This window comes from Tenacibaculum aiptasiae (assembly GCF_965221665.1).
Classification (GTDB): domain Bacteria; phylum Bacteroidota; class Bacteroidia; order Flavobacteriales; family Flavobacteriaceae; genus Polaribacter; species Polaribacter aiptasiae.
In genome coordinates this window covers 442,703-461,604 of record NZ_CBDCSN010000002.1, presented here as the reverse complement: position 1 = coordinate 461,604, position 18,902 = coordinate 442,703, and the positions used below count along the sequence as shown (strand labels likewise).

The window sequence follows — 18,902 nt, the reverse complement described above, 5'->3', positions numbered from 1 at the left end:
AATGATTAAAAAAATTACGCTAACAGGTTTGTTATTGTTTGGAATTAGTATTGCACAAGCTCAGCATGTAATTGGAACTGTTCGTGGAATAGATATAAAAGCAGATACTGACGCAGATCCAACATATTATGAAGGAATACGATTTTATGCAGCAAACAAAAAAATGGCTGCATTCTACCCAGGATATAATAGGTTTTATGTGCCTACTCATTTTTCTGATAGAGTAAACTTTAATGAGTCAGCAGTTTTTTACAAAGAGACAAATGTTTATTCTGATTTTGAGGTGTCTGGCAATGGTAAATTTTCAAAAATAGGTATAGGTATAACTCCAACAGAAGGAATTCACATAAAAAATAAAAATGTGAGAGTAGATGGTGGAGAGTATCAGAGCTGGGGACCAATAATACTACATCCAGATGTAGATAATAATGGAGATGATATTATTTCTTTTAGAAACAGTGCTAATAGTGAAATGGCAAAGATTCATGATGGTGTTTTAACAATTAATACAGGAGTATTTAATCAAAGAATTACATCTGATAATGTCCAGTTTCAGCAAGGTACATTAGGAAGTGTTTCTTATAATCAAACTACAGGTCGACTTAGTTTAGGGCATGGTACTAATGAAAAGATAAGTTTTATTAATGGTAGTAATAATGAAATGGCATCTTTAGAAAATGGAGTTTTAACTTTAGATAGAGTGGTATTAAATGTAGGATCGTTTCCAGATTATGTTTTTTCAAAAAACTATAAGTTAATGCCATTGAAAGAAGTTGCTACTTATATAAAAGAAAATAAGCACTTGCCAAATATGCCATCTGAAGCTGAAGTACTTGCCAATGGAATGGATATAAAACAAGTAAACACAGTTTTAGTAGAAAAAGTTGAAGAACTTACATTACACACAATAGCTCAAGAAGAAAAAATAGAGAAGTTGTTAAAAGAGTTGACAGCGATAAAAGAAGCTATAAAATCAACAAAAAATAAATAAAGAAAATGAGAAACAAATTTATTTTGTTTTTGTGCCTATTCTTCATAGGTGCAGGGATAACTATTGCTCAAGATATAGAGTTATATAGGTTTACCAATACCAAATTGGTAGATGGAAATGAGATGGTTTTGTTCCATAATATTTCAAACAATTCTATAAGTTTAATCAAGAAATCAAGTTCTGACTTCAATAAAAAAGATGGTTATTTACAATCATTCATTTTGAAAAGGTTAGAAAAAGGAAAGGTATTAATTGCTTCGGCAAAGCAGAAAAAATACTTTTTAAAATTTAATAATACTTCGAATGAAATAGTTTTTTCAACTATTGAAAATCCAGAACAACTAAATGAATATACATGGCAAATTCAATTTGCTGGAACAGGTAAGGTTTTAATTTCTCCTTTAAATAATCCTACCAAAGGACTAGTACAGATGGATAACAATACCATTGGAGTAAATGTGTTTAAAGATTCTGAAAATCAGTTGTTAGTTGGGAATAAAAAAGTAGGTGATCAATATCGATTCACCATAGAAAAATTAGCAAACGTACTTTAAAATAATAACGATGAAAAAAAATAAAATTTTAGGCTATTTAATCATAGCACTATTGCATTCTTTTTCTTTTGTACACGCTCAACAATCGTATGATTTAGCGGTACTGCAATTACAAAGTAAGGGAAAGTATAGCAGGATATTTAATCCACAAACAAACTTAAAAAGTTTGTTAGATAAAGGAATAAATAAAAAAGCAACCATTGAGTTTTGGGGAATGCATAATACAGCAAGTTCAGGGAATACTGAAGCTGTTAATTGGCAATTTTCAAATTTAGAAACAGGTACTAAAGAGTTTACTTTAAGTATAGAAGAAGATAAAGTTACTTTAAAAGTAGGCGATAATGAACAGGTAGGAGATTTATTACTTAGTGATAAATTATTTAAAAATACATGGCATCATTATGCTATTACTTTAGATAAAGAATTCAATGAGTTAAGAGTATATATAGATGGTGATGAATACTTTTTTAATAACCAACTTACTTTTGATGTACACGAATTATATTTTTCAAGTGATAAGAAAACCGATTTGTTTTTAGCAGAATTTAGAGGTTGGTCGAATGTAAAGAGTAAGAATCAAATAAAAGATGAACAGTATCGAACTTTTTATAAAGAAACTCAAAACTCATTATCTGAATTAAAAAATAATGGTTTAGAAATAGTTTATACCAATACTAACTATAAAAACGAAGATTATTTTGGAGGAAATGTTTTAACTTCTGTCTCTTGGGAAAATTTATTATATGAGTATTTTCCAGATGATAACTTGGTAAAAGAGGCAGAATTTTCATCAAGTTTAAAAACAAATGCAATTGGAAGAATAGGATCAGATATAGCACATCCTATATTAAACTTGAATAAAATTATTGTTAGAGCAAGTGATGGAGATGGTATAGACAATCCATTGTTATCAGGTACAAACGGTATTTTAATAGAGTGGCAACATGTAAGAAATGTTGAGGCTTATGATGTAAAAAGAAGAAACTTAAGAGCTGGAACTACCAGTACAGTAGTACATTCATTAAAAGATACAGAAACAAGAAGTCCCTCAGAGTCTTTGTTTTTCGTTGATAGAGGAATTTTACCAAACGAAATATACGAATACACAGTTGAAGCTAAAAAAAATGGAGCTACAACATTATCAGGAAAAGATGTAGGATTTGTATTACCAAATGGAAAAGTAAGTGGAATCATTGAAACATCGTCAAATGTAGCTACCAAATATGCAAAAGTAGAAGCAATTGCTGATAGAAATATAAACCCAGGTGGAGCTTTAAAATTTGTACAAGGAAAAAAGCCGTTATTAATAAAAAATATTGATGCTTTTAGAAAAGCTAAAGGAGGCGCTACATTAGAATTTTGGTATAAAACTCCTACTGTATCGGAAGGAGAAAATAAGATTTTAAAAGTAGGGAATAGCGAGTTAGTTCTTCAGAGAAATAAAATAATAGTAAAAGTTAATGGTACTAATTACTTAGAAGGAACAAGAACATCAGATGCAAATTGGCACCATTATGCATTTGTATTTAGTGCTTCTGGTGGAACGTTATATGAAGATGGAAATCCTATAGATAATGCTAGTACAGCTACTTTACTTAACTTGAACTTAAGTAGTGTAAATGCATTTTCTTTAAATGAAACAGTGAATGTAACATATTATTTAGATGAGGTTCGTTTATGGGATAGACCAAGAACAGCATTAGAGATAAGTAAATATTCAAATCATATTATTGGAGGAGATGTAGAAGGTTTATTTGCTTATTATCGTTTTGATTTTAACGATACACATAAAGCATTTAACTATTCACCAACAAGAAGAGGACAGTATATAGCAGAAACTGAAAGTGAGTTAGAACATTTAGCAGCAGAAGAACAGCCGCAAATAACATATGCTACATATACCAATGAAACTGGAAATTATGAGTTTAATACATTAAATACCGGAATTCAAGGTGTAACAAATAACGATAATAAGTTTGAATATACAGTAACACCATCAAAACCGAGATTTGAATTTTTACCAAAAAATAGATTGGTAGGTGTACCAAGAAGACTAAATGGTGCTGAGGTTACAGCTGTAAACTTTAATGATGTATCTAGTTTACCAGTAACTGGAGTTATTTCATATAAAGTAGGAGAAGAATTATATCCAGTAATTAGAGGAACTTCAATTGAGGTAGACGGTTCAGTAATTCAAAGTAGTGAAGATGCTAAAGTTACTACAGATAATACAGGAACTTATGCTATTAAAACAGCTCCTGGAAAACATATCATTACACCTAGCGCTAGATTATCATTAGCAAATGAAGAGCGTTTAAATGAAGGAAGTTTAGCTTTTGATGGAAAAACAGGATATGCTCGTTCTTCTAAATCTATTACGAATGAAGGAGAAAGTTTTGTTTGGTCAGGTTTCATCAGACCATTTTTAAGAACAAATACAGAAGAGGAAATTCCAGCAGTTCAAACAATTTTGCAATGGGGAACTTTAAGTTTAAAATTAGTTAATAATACAACGTTAAAGGTGTATAAAGGAACTGAAGTAAAGTTATCGGAAACATTGCCAACAAATAGCCCAGGACAATTTTCTTTCTTCAGTATAAATTTCGACAAGGCAAAAGGAACAATGTCGCTGTATGTAAATAATAAGAGGAAGAACACAGCTTTAAGTAGTTTAGCTATAGCTGGTAATTTAGTAGTAGGAGCAGAAGAAAAAGCAGGTGAGTATGTTAACTTTTCAAAATCACATGTAGACTTATTAGAGTATAGAACAACAGCACTTGAAGAAGAAGATGTTGTTAAGATAAGAGAAGGTAAACATCTTACAACAGAAAAATCTCAATTAACATTATCGTATAGTTTTGATCAAAAGTATGGAACTAAAGCAATTAATTTAGTTACTAGCGATTTAGAAAATAACTATTTACAATTTGAAGGAGGATGTAAGTTTGATAATACTACGCATAAACAATATGTTAGAGAAGTAGAGTATACATATAAAGCTACCAATGAAAGCTTAAATCCTAAAGGAAATAGTTATGAAGTGGTTTTAGAAGAGCCTTTACAAAATGTGAATTTTGAAAATACTACGCGTCGTAGTTTTATAGGAAACATAGTAGTTCCATGTAATAATAGTGTGGGAGCTTGGACAGGAAAAATAGTCCGTACAGATATTGAGTCTCCAAAGTTTGAAAAAACAATTAGTGTAGCAAACTTTAATAATAATGCAACAGTATTTACAGTAAATGATTTATTACCTGGTCAATATAGAGTAGAGATTACCAATGTTGATAGTAATAGAAAATTAGATAGCCCTATTATAGATTTACGTAGAAGTAATGTAATTTATGATTTCGAATTTAGAAACCCTATAGAAATCGAAATAGAATTATTTAAGTTTGACATGGCAGGTGTTAGAGATGTAGGTAATATGAGAGATTATGTTGGAGAACAAATCAATAGTACATGTGATGGAAGCTATACATTTAATTCTCATGATGGATTTAAAATGGACGTTAGCGTTTTTGAAAGATATGGAGCAAACAAATGTGTGGTTGAAGGAGCTGAGGTGACGCTTGGTGGAGATGCTATTTTATCAGATAGTAATTTATCAGGAACTACTTTAAGTAAGGGACTGTTAGAAATCATTACACAAGTATCATCGCCAAACTTTTTAGGAGATCATACAAGAAACTTTTTAATCTCAGCAAGTCATAATGGAAGAACTGCATCAGTAACTAAAAAAACAATTATTTTAGGAGCTCGTCAAGGAAATTCAGATTTTACATTAGTAGAACCACAAGTAGGATTTGTATTACACGATCCTCCAGGAGATAACAGTTCTGCAACTTTAGCTAAAGGAGCTACCTATTCATATTCTTTTTCAGCAGAAAATGGAATTGGATTAGAAATAGACAATTCAATTGGAGCTAAATTAAAGTTTAAAAAACAAATTTTAACAGGAGTCGTAGCAGCGCCATTAGGAGTTGGAACTGTAGCAGGTTTTGTAAATCCAGCACTTCAAACAAGTAGTGATACTAAAGGACTAATAGGAGGAAAATTCGATTATGTAAGACATAGTGGTAATTCTGAAACAGTAACCCTAGAAAAATCTATTTCAACACCTTCAGATCCAACTTATGTAGGTGAAGATGCCGATGTATTTATAGGTACTTCTAAGGTAATTACATTTGGAACAGGACAAGTATTAAAGTTAAACGGATGTTCGCCAGTAGTAGAAAGCTCAAGTAAGGTAGCAAAACCATCTACAATTACACCATTTGCTTATACAAAACAAAGTTTAAATGACATTGTAATACCTAATTTATATCAATTAGCAATAGCTAAATATGATAAAAATAATAATATAGTAAGTCCACCTAAAGACAGAGATTATTTAGATTTAAAAGGAACTTTAGAAAAGTTATTAGCAAGTACTCCAAAAGATAGAGAAGATAAGGATATAGTTAATTATTTACATCAAATTTCTAGATGGAACGCTATTATTAAAAAGAATCATGATAAGCGAACGAAAGCATATTTTGATAGTGCACCAAACTTTAGTTCAACAACTAAAAAGCTTACTAACGATAATGATGTAGGACAAAGTGGAGCAGGATTAAATGCATCTGCATTAGATCAGCGTATTACTTTTGATGCACTAACTGAAATAAGCTATACATTATCTAGAGGTAAAACAAAAAGTACAGGGAATTCGTTTAGTGGAGGACCATACGTAGGAGTTAGTTTTTCAACAGATTTTACAGTTTTTGGAGTAGGGCTTACGTTAGAAAACCAGACAAAAGTTCATAACTTTAATAGTAGAACAGATACTGATGAAAACGGAAACAATAGAGTAGATAGTTTTACTTTAAATGATGATGATGCAGGAGATCATTTTGATGTATTAATAAGAAGAGATCCTGAATATGATACTCCAATGTTCTTAACAAATGGAGGAAGAAGTTCTTGTCCATTTGAATCAGGAACAGTACCTAGAGAAGGAGTAGAATTAATTGTAGATAAAGTAGTAGGTTATGGAACTGGTGATGAGTCAGTTTTATTTAACTTAACATTACGAAATACGCAAATTGCAAAAGATGCTACCAGAAAAACTTATATAGTAGGTATGGCTGGAGCTTCAAATCCATTAGGAGCCGTGGTGAATTTAAATGAGTCACCTATTTTTGAACCCACAACATCTTCAAAATTTGTATTCGATTTAGATCCGAGTTCACCAACAGGAGTTAAGAATGAAATCAAAGCACAATTAAGAATCTCAAGAGGAACCGATGCTCCTTCTGAAATATCATATGAGAATATCAAAATACAAATGTATTCAGAATGTGAGCAAACAGGAGATAGATATCGTTCATATGGAGTTGATGAATATAATGAAGTAGGTGTAAAACCTTATGCAGAAATCTTAGTAACAGCTCATTTTACTGGGGCTTGTGTAGAGGAAATTACAGCAGATGCTCCACAAGACGATTGGATTGTAAATGGTTCTGATAAAAAGAAATTAGATTTTACATTTAGAATTCCAGAGTTAAAAGGAATGCCAGATGATAAAGATTTCTCAGTAGATTTAGAGTATACTATTAAAGGAAATAACACGCCTAAAATTTTAAAGAAATTAAATCTACAGACTTTAAAAGCGCACTTGAACTCTAAAACAGATCAAGTAGAGTATAGTGCAGATGTATCTGCATTAACAAATGGAGAATACAACTTTAGAATTGTACCAGTGTGTGGCGATGGAGGATCAGATAATCCTAATAACAGAAAGAATCCTACACCATTTGTAAAAGGAAAGATTGCCAGAGATGCACCTCAGTTAGTATTAACAACACCAGATGATGGTGGAATTTTTACAACAGGAACTATTTCAGCAAAATTCTCAGCACCTATAAATCCAGCTACTGTAAACTTAAATTCATTAGCAATGAGAGGGATTTTAGGAGGTGTGCCAAAACCATTAACTTCTGTTAAACTAGATAATGTTGCTGATTTAATAACAATTCCTCATAACGATAAATTTAACTTAGAGGATAAGTTAACAGTTGAGATGTGGGTAAATCCATCTAAGTATCCTTCAGGAACTAACATTCCAATTATTCAAAAAGGAGAAAACTATCATGTTTCATTAATGCCAGATGGTAAAATAATTACAAATGATGGTGTAAAATCTACTAGAGGAATTCAGCCATTTGCATGGACACATGTTGCTGTAGTATATGATAAAACTAATGGAAATGCTGTCATTTATTTTAATGGTGGAGAAGTTGGTTCAGGAAATATTTCAACTATAGGAAACGAAGCCAATACAGAGAATTTAGTAATTTCTCCTATGGTATCATCAGATTCTTTTGTGGGATCTTTAGATGAAATGAGACTATGGCAATCGGCTAGAACACCATTACAAATAGCTAGTAATTTTAAAAATCAATTATTAGGAAATGAAGATACCTTAGAAGCATATTTTGTATTTAATAATAATACATTGGCAAAACAAGGAGTAGATGGAGAACCAGATGAAGCAATTCAAGATTTTACAGGAACAGCTAAAGGAACAACAGCCGTAGGAATTGACTTTGTTACTAATGAAGAAGCTGCACCATTAGATAAAACAAAAATGGTTGATGATATTCAGTTTACAACAACAATGTCTGAAAATAATACGATTATTAATTTTAATATGAAGATTTCAGATTTAGAGTTTGTAGAAGGAGCGAGATTAACGGTCTTTGTAAAAGATAAAAAATTAGAAGATCCATTAGGAAATAAAATAGATAAAACATCTTGGAGCTTTATTGTAAACAGAAGTAAGTTAAAATGGAGTCATAATAATATTTCAATAAGTCAAAATCAAGGAGAAGCAACAACAATTGATTATGTAGATTTAATAAATGAAGAAGGAGGAGTAGATGTAGCTTATACTTTTGAAAATTTACCAGTTTGGTTTAGTGTAAACAAAGGAGCAAACCCTGATAAAGATGCTTTAAATATAATTAGAGCTACAGAAACAAATAGAGATTTGGAGTTTGAGGTTAAGAATTGCCTAAATCCAGGAGTTCATACAGCAACAATCTATATTAAAACTAGTAATAGAAATACAGGTGTAAAATTAGGAGTTGAAAGCTTTAGGGTTGAGGTTACGGTTAAATGTCCAGAACCAACAGTTGAGGCTGGTTTTGAAAACAATTATCCATTCTCAATGAATATGAAAGGTAATTTAGTTATTAACTCAGAAAACTCTGTAGATATAAACGATGTTGTAAAAGCTTATGTAGGAAATCAAATAAGAGGATATGCAAAAGTAGGAGCAAATGGTTTGGTAGACTTAACAGTATTTGGAAATATTGGAGAAACAGCTGCTTTAAACTTTAAAGTATGGGATGCTTCAGAGTGTACCGAGTATGAAGGTATTGTTGAGAACTATAGCTTTAATTCAAATGCTACAATAGGGTCAAATTCAGCTCCAGTAAAGTTTACAGTAGGAAATAAAGTTACTCGTAGAATACCAGTAGTATCAGGATATCAAGAGTTAAGTTTTAATTTAAAAGATAATCAAGCGTCTAATAAATTATCATTAACATCGCTTAAAGGATTACCAGTTAATTCTCAAATTCTTGATTTATTAGAGAATAAAGTAGCGGTATTAGGAAGTAACAATATTTTTACTGGAGGATTAACAGAAATTGATGTAACAAAAGCTTATTTAGTAAATGTAGCACCTACACACGAAGATGTTAAATATATTGAAATAAGTGGGGTTCCAGTTAACTTAGATACTAACCTAACTATAAACGGTGGAAACACAAGAAATGCGATTCCATTTTATCCTAATGATTTACAACGTACAGGATATGCATTACGATCATTTACATCAACAAATGTTAGTGAAGGAGATAGAATTGAAAGAAGAGGGTTATTTGCAGAGTATTCAACTTCTGAAGGATGGAGAGGTAGTTTAACACACTTAACTCCTGGGTTAGGTTATATCTTTAAATCGCAAAATGCTGGAGCAATTAATTACTCAGGTATTGTTAAGAGTGGAGCAGCAAGATCAATGGCTAGAAATTCAGAATCTAAAGTAGAAACAGTTGAAGAATTATCAAGTAAGTTAGAAGAAACGCCGTCATATAAAGACTTAGATCTTAAAATAGATATTAATAAGTATGCTAACTTTATGTATTTGAATGGTGTAATAACTGATGAAAATTTAGACGCATCAAAAGCACAAACTATTTTAGCATTTGTTAATGGTGAATTAAGAGGAGTTTCTAAATCGGAGTTTATTAATAACGAATATCATTATTATATTGGAGTTGGAAGTAATAACCAAGAGGAAGTTAGTTTTAAACTATATGATGGAGTTAATTTATTTGATTTAGATAATGTAGAAGAGTTTATTGTAGATAAAACGTTAGGAAATATGAATGTTCCTTATGAATTTACATTAAAATCTAGAGAAGATATATCGAGTAACAATTATGAGTTATCATTATCTCAAAATGTACCAAATCCAATCGATTCATATACTCAAATTAGTTTTAGTATTTCTAAAGATGGATATGTAGATCTTAGTTTATATAATTTATTAGGCCAAAAGTTACATACTTTTATAGCTGGAAAGGTAAAAGGTAATGTTAAACACCAAGTAAATTGGGATGGCCAAGTAAGAGGAAGTAAACTTCAAACAGGTGTTTATGTTTATGAGTTAAGAGTAAATGGAAAAAGAGTGAAACGTAAATTAATTGTTAAATAAATATCCCAAATTTTAATAAAAAGTAAAGGGGCTGTCTTAACAGCCCCTTTTTAATGCTTTTAAATGGAATTATCAATAGCTTATGTAAATAATTTTGCATTTTGCGGAAATCTGCATTTTTTATTGCGGAAATCCCGTTTTTTTATCTAAGCCATCAATATATATTTGTACCATCTTCGTCCAGTTTTTAACTGGAAGGGGAATTTAAGGGGAAAAATAAAACCTTCTGATTTTCAGAAGGTTTTTTATTGTTTTTATTTTTTCTTTTCGGGCATTGGACCTCTTAAATGAATGATTAAACCGTTTAAAAAGTTTCTCAAAATTTGATCTCCACATTCCATGTATTTTGGATGATCTTCACTTCTAAAAAAAGCTCCTAATTCACTTTTAGAAACTTTAAAGTCAACTAAAGCACAAATTTCAATAATATCAGTATCTCGTAGTTTATGAGCTACTCTCAATTTTTTAAAAACATCATTGTTAGATAATCCACCCATAATAGTAATATATATTAATTAGTTAACCATTTTAAAAATTGCCCATGCGTAAATGGCAAAACGCAAGAAACGGAATAAACCAAATAGTACTACGTTTCTAAAAGGATATTTAATCATACCAGCTGTTAAACAACTAATAGCAAAAGGTAAAGGCAATAATGCTCCTACAAGAATTAAAAATCCTCCCCATTTACTAGTGTTTTTAAGGTTTTTAGCCATTTTAACTTCTAAATAAGTTCTAATAGACTCAATTTTTAAAGAAGCTCTACCAATAAAATAAGCAGTAAGACCTCCAAAATATGATAAAGTTGCTAAAATAGATAAGTTTAAAACTGGATTAGCAGTTTTCTTAGACCATGCTATAAAAATTTCTGGTGGAATTAATCCTAAGATTGTTTCAGATATAAAGAAGGTAACTAAAACACCAAGCCTAGAAAAAGTTTCGGTCATGGCTTGTAAACCATCATTAATATTATAAACGTATTTATTAAATAAATATATACCTACAACTGCCCCCACTATTGGCCAGAAAGCCTTTTTCAAACTTTCCCATATAAACATATAAAAACCTGTACGTTGGTAGTAGGTATGTAGTCTTTTAACGTGAGGTTTATTCTTTTTTTTCTTTCTTTTTTTCTCCACTCTCTTTTACTTATTTTTCTAAAGTCATTTGGAAGGGGCAAAAATACAAGGTAATTACAGATAAATCAAAGAAATATTGTTAATTATAAATTAGCAATAGCAGCTTCAGCACAGCGTTCTCCATCCATGGCAGCTGAAATAATACCTCCAGCATAACCTCCACCTTCTCCACAAGGGAATAAACCAGCTATTTGTGGATGCTCTAAGTTATCTTTTCTAGGGATGTTTATAGGAGATGAGGTACGAGATTCAACCCCAATAATATTCGCTTCTTGTGTATAATATCCATGCATTTTTTTACCAAAGGCAGCAAAACCTTTTCGTAATCGACTTCCAATTAATTTTGGAAGTAATGAATGCATCGGAGAAGAATTTAGTCCAGGTTGATAGGATGTTTCATTTAAAGAGTGTGAAAATCTACCTTCAACAAAATCAGTTAAACGTTGCGCTGGTGCAACTTGAGTTCTACCACCTGCATTAAACGCTAATTTTTCTAAATCCTTTTGATATTGCAGTCCTTTAAGTACTCCAAACTTTTCATATTTAGGTAAGTCTTTATCAACGTTAATTTCAACAACAATCCCAGAATTTGCAAATTTGTTATTTCTTCGAGATGGCGACATTCCGTTTACAACAACTTCACCATTAGCAGTAGCCGCAGGAACAATAAACCCACCAGGACACATGCAGAAAGAATAAACTCCTCTGTTATTTACCTGATGAACTAAACTATATGCAGCAGCTGGTAATAATTCATCTCTTTGACCGGTACAGCTATATTGAATTTGATCAATAATTTCTTGCGGATGCTCCACACGAACTCCCATTGCAAATGATTTAGCTTTTAATAAAATGTCTTTTTTATGTAATAATTCATAAATATCTCTAGCTGAATGTCCAGTAGCTAATATTACTGAGTTTACAGTCATTTCAGTACCATTTTGCAACTGAATAGCTTGTAGTTTATTATTTTTAATAATAAAGTCGGTAACTCGAGAATCAAAGTGAACTTCACCACCGTATTTTAAAATATTCTCACGTATGTTTTTTATAATTTTAGGAAGCTTGTTAGTTCCAATATGTGGGTGAGCATCAATCAAAATTTGTTCAGTAGCTCCATGGTACACTAAATTTTCAAATATTCTTCGAACATCACCACGTTTTAAACTACGTGTATATAATTTTCCATCAGAATAAGTCCCAGCTCCACCTTCACCAAAACAATAATTTGAATCTTCATTAACATCATGAAATTGATTAATAGCACGTAAATCTCTACGACGATCTTGTACATTTTTACCACGTTCTAAAACAATAGGCTTATAACCTAATTCAATACAACGAAGAGCAGCATACATTCCTGCAGGACCAAAACCAATGATATGAATTTCTTTTGCATTAGAAACATCTTTATAATCGAAAACATAATCAGGAGTTTCTGGTAAAGGTTCGTTAATATAAACAGCTACTTTATAATTGAAAATAACATCTTTTTTACGGGCGTCAATAGATTTTCTAAGAACTTTTATTGCTGTGATGGAAGCAATATTAATTTCTAACTTTTTAGAAGCTTTCTTTTTTAAGATATCTTCTTTTCTTTCTTCTATTAAATTAACTCGTAGTTGAAGTTCTTTTACCATGCTGCAAAGCTAGGTAAATTTTGATTTACTCGCTAAAAGAGAAATAAAATACTCATAAGTGGAAATTATTATAGAATAAGAGCATCCTGAAGTCATAAAATATGCCTTCATAAAGTTTGCTTGATTTGTTTATTTTAGCAAAACAAACTTAGTTTTATGAAGATTACTCAGGTTATCGAAAACGTATTTAAAAAATACTTACCATCTCCTTTTACCATTGCTATTCTATTAACTTTAGTCACATTAATTTTAGCCTTAATATTTACCAAACCTATTGATGTTTCTGTAGGGAATTATTCTTTAGAAGTTTTAAAATATTGGGAAAAAGGCGTTTGGAATAATAATCTATTGGTTTTTGCTTACCAAATGATGTTAATATTAGTATTAGGACATGTACTAGTATTAAGTAAACCTGTGAGTAATTTAATTTTAAGAGTAACGCAATATTGTACCAATACAGCAAATAGTGCGGCTATTGTTAGTTGTACGACGATGTTAGTTGCTTTTTTTAATTGGGGATTAGGTTTAATTTTTGGAGCGCTTTTAGCTCGTAAAGTAGCCGAACATGCTCAAAAGAATAATATTAAGTTAAATTACCCAATTATAGGTGCTGCTGGTTATGTAGGTTTAATGGTATGGCATGGAGGAATTTCAGGATCTGCACCTATAAAAATTAATGAAAGCGGACACATTAAAGGTATTATGAATTCGATATCATCAGAAAGTGTTTTAGTCCAAATACCTGATATTATAGATTATTCTCAAACTGTATTTAGCTGGTGGAATTTGCTTATTTTTTTAATCGTATTACTAGTGGTTTCTAGTACTTTTTATTTCTTAGGAAAAAAAGCAGCACCAACTAAAATAGATTTACCAGAGTATAAAATGGATGTTGATGAAAAAGCAATAACAAAAGCAGAAAAATTAGATACATCTAAAGTATTAGCTTATGTGTTTGGAATTTTGATTTTAATAGTATTTTCATATCGATATTTTGATGAAATTAAAACATTAAAAATAACACCAAATCTAATTAACTTTTTTATGTTAGGGTTAGGGATTATGTTACATGGAAGCTTAAAAAAGTTTAGCAAAGCAGTAGGAGAATCAATCAGTGATGTATCAGGGATATTAATTCAATTTCCTCTTTATTTTGGGATCATGGGAATTATGAAAAGTACTGGAATGGTAACTTTAATTTCTAGTTTTTTTGTGTCTATTTCAACAGCAACGACTTTGCCTATTTTTACTTTTTTTAGTTCGGGATTGGTAAACATTTTTGTGCCTAGTGGAGGAGGACAATGGGTAGTACAAGGTCCTATAGTAGTAGAGAGTGCATTACAATTAGGTGTTCCTTTACCTAAAGCAATTATGGCCTTAGCTTATGGTGATCAAATAACAAATATGTTACAGCCATTTTGGGCACTACCATTATTAGGAATTACTAAGTTAAAAGCAAAAGAAATATTACCCTATACATTAATAGCTATGGTAGTTGGTAGTATTGTTTATTTATTAGGATTATTATTGTTTTAGTATGATTTGGCTTTCCGATAAAATAGAATTTCCACCATATGAGTTAGCTACAGAAGACGGGCTTTTAGCTATAGGCGGCGATTTATCTGTAGAACGTTTGGTTTACGCATATCAAAACGGAATATTCCCTTGGTATAATGAAGGGGAACCTATTATTTGGTACTCACCATGGCAACGAATGGTATTATTTCCAGAAAATGTCAAAGTATCAAAATCGATGAAACAGGTTTTGAGAAAAGAAAATTATACAGTTACTGAAAATAAAGCATTTAAAGATGTAATTTTTAATTGCAGAAATATTGATAGAAAAGATCAATTTGGAACTTGGATAACTAATGAAATGGAACATGCTTATATAAACTTACATAAAAAAGGCCATGCAAAATCTATAGAAGTTTGGGTAAATGATGAGTTGGTTGCAGGCTTGTATGGAATTGATTTAAACAATGGAGTTTTTTGTGGTGAAAGTATGTTTAGTAAAGTGAGCAATATGAGTAAAGTAGCATTTATTCATTTAGCTCAAAATTGTGGATATAAATTAATAGACTGTCAAGTATATAATGAGCACCTAGCTAGTTTAGGTGCTCATGAAATAGAAAGAAAAGACTTTCTAAAGTGTTTAAAATAAATAAATTATATTTTTAAGAAGGAATAACTGAAGGGAAAAACTTACCAATTATTAGTCCGATTATTCCTCCAATAATCGAAAGTATAATAACTAATAAAACTAGAACAAGAATAAATCTAAGTAGTTTTAAAAATGACCTCCAAAAATTATGTTTAAATAGTTTATGAAAAACATAAAGGTAATATACGATTGTCAAGAAAAAACTAGCCGCAAAAACGCTTGGGTGAATAAGCATTGCTAAAAAGAAAGTAATAATGGAAATAAACATCATTGTTCCTTGTATGTATGCGTTCATTACTATATGCTCACCATAATTATAAGGTTTAGGGTAAGTAAGTTTGCTCATTAACGCATAAAAAGGAAGGAATAAAAAAGTCATTATATTAAAATTATTCAAAACAAATCCAACCCAACCATTCATAAATTGAACTTGTTTTTTAGCTATCTGCTGTTGAGCTTTAATTCTCCTTAATTCTTTTTCTGATAGATTTTTAACATTTGAAAGATCTTTATTAGCTGTTTCTTTAATTTCCTTTACTTGCGATTCGTTAAGACTCCCTTGCATCCTTATATAGTCTTCAGAGAAAAAATTATAAATGATTAAAGACAAAGCAGCCCCCACAGCCAAATAAGCAAAAGGATTTACATATCTACGCCTTACACCATTCATGTATTCATTCAAGACTTCATGAGGAGCTTGAAGTGTTTTTTTCAAAGTTTTAAAAAACAAACTATCAAAACCTAATACAGCAAATAATTCAACCATTAAAAAGCGGAAAGTAATTCTGTCTTTAATTACTTTCGCACCGCAGTTATCACAAAAGTGATCGTTTACATCTAAAACTTCATTACAGTTTTTACAATTCATAGTTATTCTTTAAGAACAGTTAAACTAATAGACGAATCGGTAAATACCGTATGTGTTTGTGTTTTAAAGTCTTTCTCGTCAGCCTTGTAAATATTGTCTACATATGTTTGAGGGTTTAAGTCAATTAAAGGAAACCAAGTACTTTGGATTTGAATTTGCACTTTATGACCTTTCTTAAACGTGTGAAATACATCTTGTAATTTAATATTTACAGAAGTCTTTTTGTTAGGAATGAAAGGCTCTGGCTTTTCAAAGCTATTTCTAAAACGACCACGCATTATTTCACTACGCACCATCATATGATAGTTGCTTAGTTTTAAATGTGTTTGCATTTCTTTATTGTCGTTTTTTAAATCATGAGGATGTACATCAATAACTTTAACAATCCAATCGGCAGCAGAACCCGTAGTAGCTACTTTTAATTTAGCTAAAATATCACCAGCTAATGTAAAATCATCAGTTAATACATCAGTTTCAAAAACTAATACATCTGGCCTTCTAGCAGCGAAACGCTGATCGTCTGTCATATATTTACGAGGTGTAAATACAGTTTTAATATCTTCAGAATAAGGAACAGGACGTTTGATGTCACTAACAAAATTAATTTTTTCTACTCCATTTTGTGTAGAAGTCAATTCTTGATTTTCTGATAAATAAAAAGTCTCTTTTTGAGTGTTTTTTGGTGGCCAAACATCGTATGATTTCCATTCTTTCTTACCTGTGTCAAAAACATAAGCTTCAGGTAGCCCACTGTTTTTAGAACCATCTCCTTTTAAGAAATGATTGAAAAATTTAGTTTCTACATTTTTCTGAAATTTCAAAGAAATAGAATCCCCAAAATAGTAGTTTCCTACTTTATTAGCTACTTTGTTTCTAGACCATCCTCCATGATCCCAAGGACCAAATACAAGAGTATTGTAATTGTTAGGTTGGTATTTTTCTATGTTTTTATAAGTTTCTAATGGACCATATAAATCTTCAGCATCAAACCAACCACCAACAACCATTGTTGCTACTGTTGAAGGAACTTTGTTTAAGTGTTGAATAATTCCTTTACTTTTCCATATAGAATCATAGTTTGGATGATTTACAATTTCTTTCCAAAAGAAATCATCGATATTATTTTCACTACCAGGAGACTTTGTGTCTAACTTATCATATTGAAAATAACTATTTAAGTTTTTTAAAGGTCCCTTATCTAAGAAAAATTGATACTGATCTTGCGTTTTCATATCAGCAAAAGAGTACCAAGCAGAATCTGTTGGTTGATCTTTATAGGTTCCAAACAATGGAATTACTTTAAAATAGCTTAATAAGAAAGCACCATTATGATGAAAGTCATCAAAAAAGAAATCACCAATACAAGCTTGTGGAGATGCTGCTTTTAAAGCTGGGTGTGCATCAATAGTAGATACAGTAGAGTAGTGCCCAGGGTAAGAAATTCCCCAAGTACCAACTTTTCCATTATTGTGTGCTACATTTTTTACCAACCAGTCTATAGTATCATAAGTATCAGTAGTTTCATCGGCTTGTTTTTCTGTTTTGTTAGGAATATAAGCACGCATATTATCATAAACTCCATCACTCATCCAACGACCGCGGACATCTTGATAAACAATAATATTACCTTCTTTCATTAAGTTTAAGTTAGGACCAATTTTGTTTTTAAATTGATCTTCTCCATAAGGTCTACAACTGTAAGGTGTACGTTGTAATAATATTGGATATGTTTTACTAGTGTCTTTAGGAGAATAGATAGTTGTATGTAACTTTATCCCATCTCGCATGGTAATACGTACTTCTTTTTTGGTGTAATTATCTTTTACAAAAGAATCATTTTTTGAAATTTTAGGTTTGTTAGGCGTTGTTTTTTTAGTACAACTTACTGAAGTAAGTAAAACAGCTAAAAATAGCTTTAAGTAAAGTTTCATAACGATATTTGGTTGTTTAGGAGGTAAATATAAAAAACTGATGCGGTTTAACTATGAATATTTAATATTTTAGCTTTAAAATATATTTTATGAGAGTTTTAGTTTTAAGTATCTCTATTTTAATGTTATTAGGATGTACTAATACAATAGCCAAAAAAACTACCAAAGAAGTAGTTGAGAAAAAAGTTTTTCCTGAAATAAAACCAGATAGATATAATGTTGCTTTTTTAATTATGGATGGAACTTTCAATACAGAATTGACAGCTCCGTTTGATATTTTTCAACATACTATTTTTAGAAAAGGAATTAAACCGATGAATGTTTTTACTGTGGCTGATACAGATAAGCCTATTAGAACATTTGAAGGCATGCGAATATTACCAGATTTTAACTATCTAAAAGATAGTTTGCCTAAAATAGATATTTTGGTTGTTCCTAGTGCTGAACATCATTTAGATACCGATTTAGAAAATGAAGCATTAATTAATTTTGTAAAAAAAGTTGATAAAGAAGCTCAGTTTGTTACTTCTCATTGCGATGGAGCTTTTGTATTGGCTAAAGCTGGAGTTTTAAATGGAAAAGTATCAACAACATTTCCATCTGATATTGAGAAAATGCGTGCTATGTTTCCTAATTTAGATATAATGAGTGAAGTATTATTTGTTCATGATGGAAAATACATTACTTCGGCTGGGGGTGCAAAATCTTTTGAAGCTGCTTTGTATTTATGTGAATATTTATACGGAAAAGAAATTGCGAAGTCTTTAGCAGGAGGGTTAGTTATTGATTGGGATGTTGATAAAGTTCCACATATAATATTGAACGATTAAATAAAAAAAAGGAGAGCA

11 protein-coding genes are annotated in these 18,902 nt (G+C 30.8%); 6 read left to right on the top strand and 5 right to left on the bottom strand.

The annotated features are described in order from the left end of the window. Window position 1: 1 nt before the first annotated feature. From ACOQN8_RS02400 to ACOQN8_RS02390, 3 genes are read left to right on the top strand one after another with little or no spacing between them, the layout of a single operon-like run. Window positions 2-991 (top strand): hypothetical protein, encoded by a 990-nt coding sequence (locus ACOQN8_RS02400; RefSeq protein WP_420551458.1) that lies wholly within the window; start codon window positions 2-4, stop codon window positions 989-991. A gap of 5 nt (window positions 992-996) precedes the next feature. Next, window positions 997-1,545: a hypothetical protein gene (locus tag ACOQN8_RS02395; RefSeq protein ID WP_420551457.1), complete on the top strand. Its 549-nt coding sequence runs from the start codon at window positions 997-999 to the stop codon at window positions 1,543-1,545. A gap of 10 nt (window positions 1,546-1,555) precedes the next feature. Next, a complete protein-coding gene (locus ACOQN8_RS02390) occupies window positions 1,556-10,312 on the top strand; it encodes a LamG-like jellyroll fold domain-containing protein (protein ID WP_420551456.1) in 8,757 nt (2,918 codons plus the stop codon). A 254-nt stretch (window positions 10,313-10,566) separates the two neighbouring features. Here ACOQN8_RS02390 and ACOQN8_RS02385 read toward each other — a convergent pair whose 3' ends face one another. The 3 genes from ACOQN8_RS02385 to ACOQN8_RS02375 form a co-directional block, all read right to left on the bottom strand. Next, the gene (locus ACOQN8_RS02385; RefSeq protein WP_150900515.1) at window positions 10,567-10,809 is read right to left on the bottom strand and encodes a DUF1456 family protein; all 243 of its coding nucleotides are present in this window, start codon (window positions 10,807-10,809) and stop codon (window positions 10,567-10,569) included. A gap of 18 nt (window positions 10,810-10,827) precedes the next feature. Continuing rightward, complete coding sequence (locus ACOQN8_RS02380; RefSeq protein ID WP_150900514.1) at window positions 10,828-11,451, bottom strand: YqaA family protein; 624 nt, start codon at window positions 11,449-11,451, stop codon at window positions 10,828-10,830. Window positions 11,452-11,534: 83 nt separating this feature from the next. After that, window positions 11,535-13,091 (bottom strand): NAD(P)/FAD-dependent oxidoreductase, encoded by a 1,557-nt coding sequence (locus ACOQN8_RS02375; RefSeq protein WP_420551455.1) that lies wholly within the window; start codon window positions 13,089-13,091, stop codon window positions 11,535-11,537. A gap of 156 nt (window positions 13,092-13,247) precedes the next feature. On the opposite strand from ACOQN8_RS02375, the gene ACOQN8_RS02370 reads away from it, so the two are divergent. Both ACOQN8_RS02370 and aat read left to right on the top strand, forming a co-directional pair. Beyond that, complete coding sequence (locus ACOQN8_RS02370; RefSeq protein ID WP_420551454.1) at window positions 13,248-14,627, top strand: short-chain fatty acid transporter; 1,380 nt, start codon at window positions 13,248-13,250, stop codon at window positions 14,625-14,627. A 1-nt stretch (window position 14,628) separates the two neighbouring features. Beyond that, window positions 14,629-15,255, top strand: coding sequence for a leucyl/phenylalanyl-tRNA--protein transferase (gene aat, locus ACOQN8_RS02365; RefSeq protein WP_420551453.1), 627 nt, complete (start codon window positions 14,629-14,631; stop codon window positions 15,253-15,255). 13 nt (window positions 15,256-15,268) lie between these two features. Here aat and ACOQN8_RS02360 read toward each other — a convergent pair whose 3' ends face one another. Together ACOQN8_RS02360 and ACOQN8_RS02355 are read right to left on the bottom strand one after the other, a co-directional pair. Next, complete coding sequence (locus tag ACOQN8_RS02360; protein ID WP_420551452.1) at window positions 15,269-16,123, bottom strand: DUF3667 domain-containing protein; 855 nt, start codon at window positions 16,121-16,123, stop codon at window positions 15,269-15,271. Between the two features lie 2 nt (window positions 16,124-16,125). Continuing rightward, window positions 16,126-18,054, bottom strand: coding sequence for a CocE/NonD family hydrolase (locus ACOQN8_RS02355; protein WP_420551451.1), 1,929 nt, complete (start codon window positions 18,052-18,054; stop codon window positions 16,126-16,128). Window positions 18,055-18,143: 89 nt separating this feature from the next. Here ACOQN8_RS02355 and ACOQN8_RS02350 point away from each other — a divergent pair, with 89 nt between their 5' ends. Then, window positions 18,144-18,884 carry a DJ-1/PfpI family protein gene (locus tag ACOQN8_RS02350; RefSeq protein ID WP_420551450.1) on the top strand — a complete coding sequence of 247 codons (741 nt, stop codon included), beginning with the start codon at window positions 18,144-18,146 and terminating at the stop codon, window positions 18,882-18,884. Window positions 18,885-18,902: the final 18 nt, after the last annotated feature.

What these genes read in the sequence shown, in the direction of transcription:
- ACOQN8_RS02400 (WP_420551458.1), top strand. Translation starts at nt 2, where the DNA reads ATGATTAAAAAAATTACGCTAACAGGTTTGTTATTGTTTGGAATTAGT.
- ACOQN8_RS02395 (WP_420551457.1), top strand. Translation starts at nt 997, where the DNA reads ATGAGAAACAAATTTATTTTGTTTTTGTGCCTATTCTTCATAGGTGCA.
- ACOQN8_RS02390 (WP_420551456.1), top strand. Translation starts at nt 1,556, where the DNA reads ATGAAAAAAAATAAAATTTTAGGCTATTTAATCATAGCACTATTGCAT.
- ACOQN8_RS02385 (WP_150900515.1), bottom strand. Translation starts at nt 10,809, where the DNA reads ATGGGTGGATTATCTAACAATGATGTTTTTAAAAAATTGAGAGTAGCT.
- ACOQN8_RS02375 (WP_420551455.1), bottom strand. Translation starts at nt 13,091, where the DNA reads ATGGTAAAAGAACTTCAACTACGAGTTAATTTAATAGAAGAAAGAAAA.
- ACOQN8_RS02370 (WP_420551454.1), top strand. Translation starts at nt 13,248, where the DNA reads ATGAAGATTACTCAGGTTATCGAAAACGTATTTAAAAAATACTTACCA.
- aat (WP_420551453.1), top strand. Translation starts at nt 14,629, where the DNA reads ATGATTTGGCTTTCCGATAAAATAGAATTTCCACCATATGAGTTAGCT.
- ACOQN8_RS02360 (WP_420551452.1), bottom strand. Translation starts at nt 16,123, where the DNA reads ATGAATTGTAAAAACTGTAATGAAGTTTTAGATGTAAACGATCACTTT.
- ACOQN8_RS02355 (WP_420551451.1), bottom strand. Translation starts at nt 18,054, where the DNA reads ATGAAACTTTACTTAAAGCTATTTTTAGCTGTTTTACTTACTTCAGTA.
- ACOQN8_RS02350 (WP_420551450.1), top strand. Translation starts at nt 18,144, where the DNA reads ATGAGAGTTTTAGTTTTAAGTATCTCTATTTTAATGTTATTAGGATGT.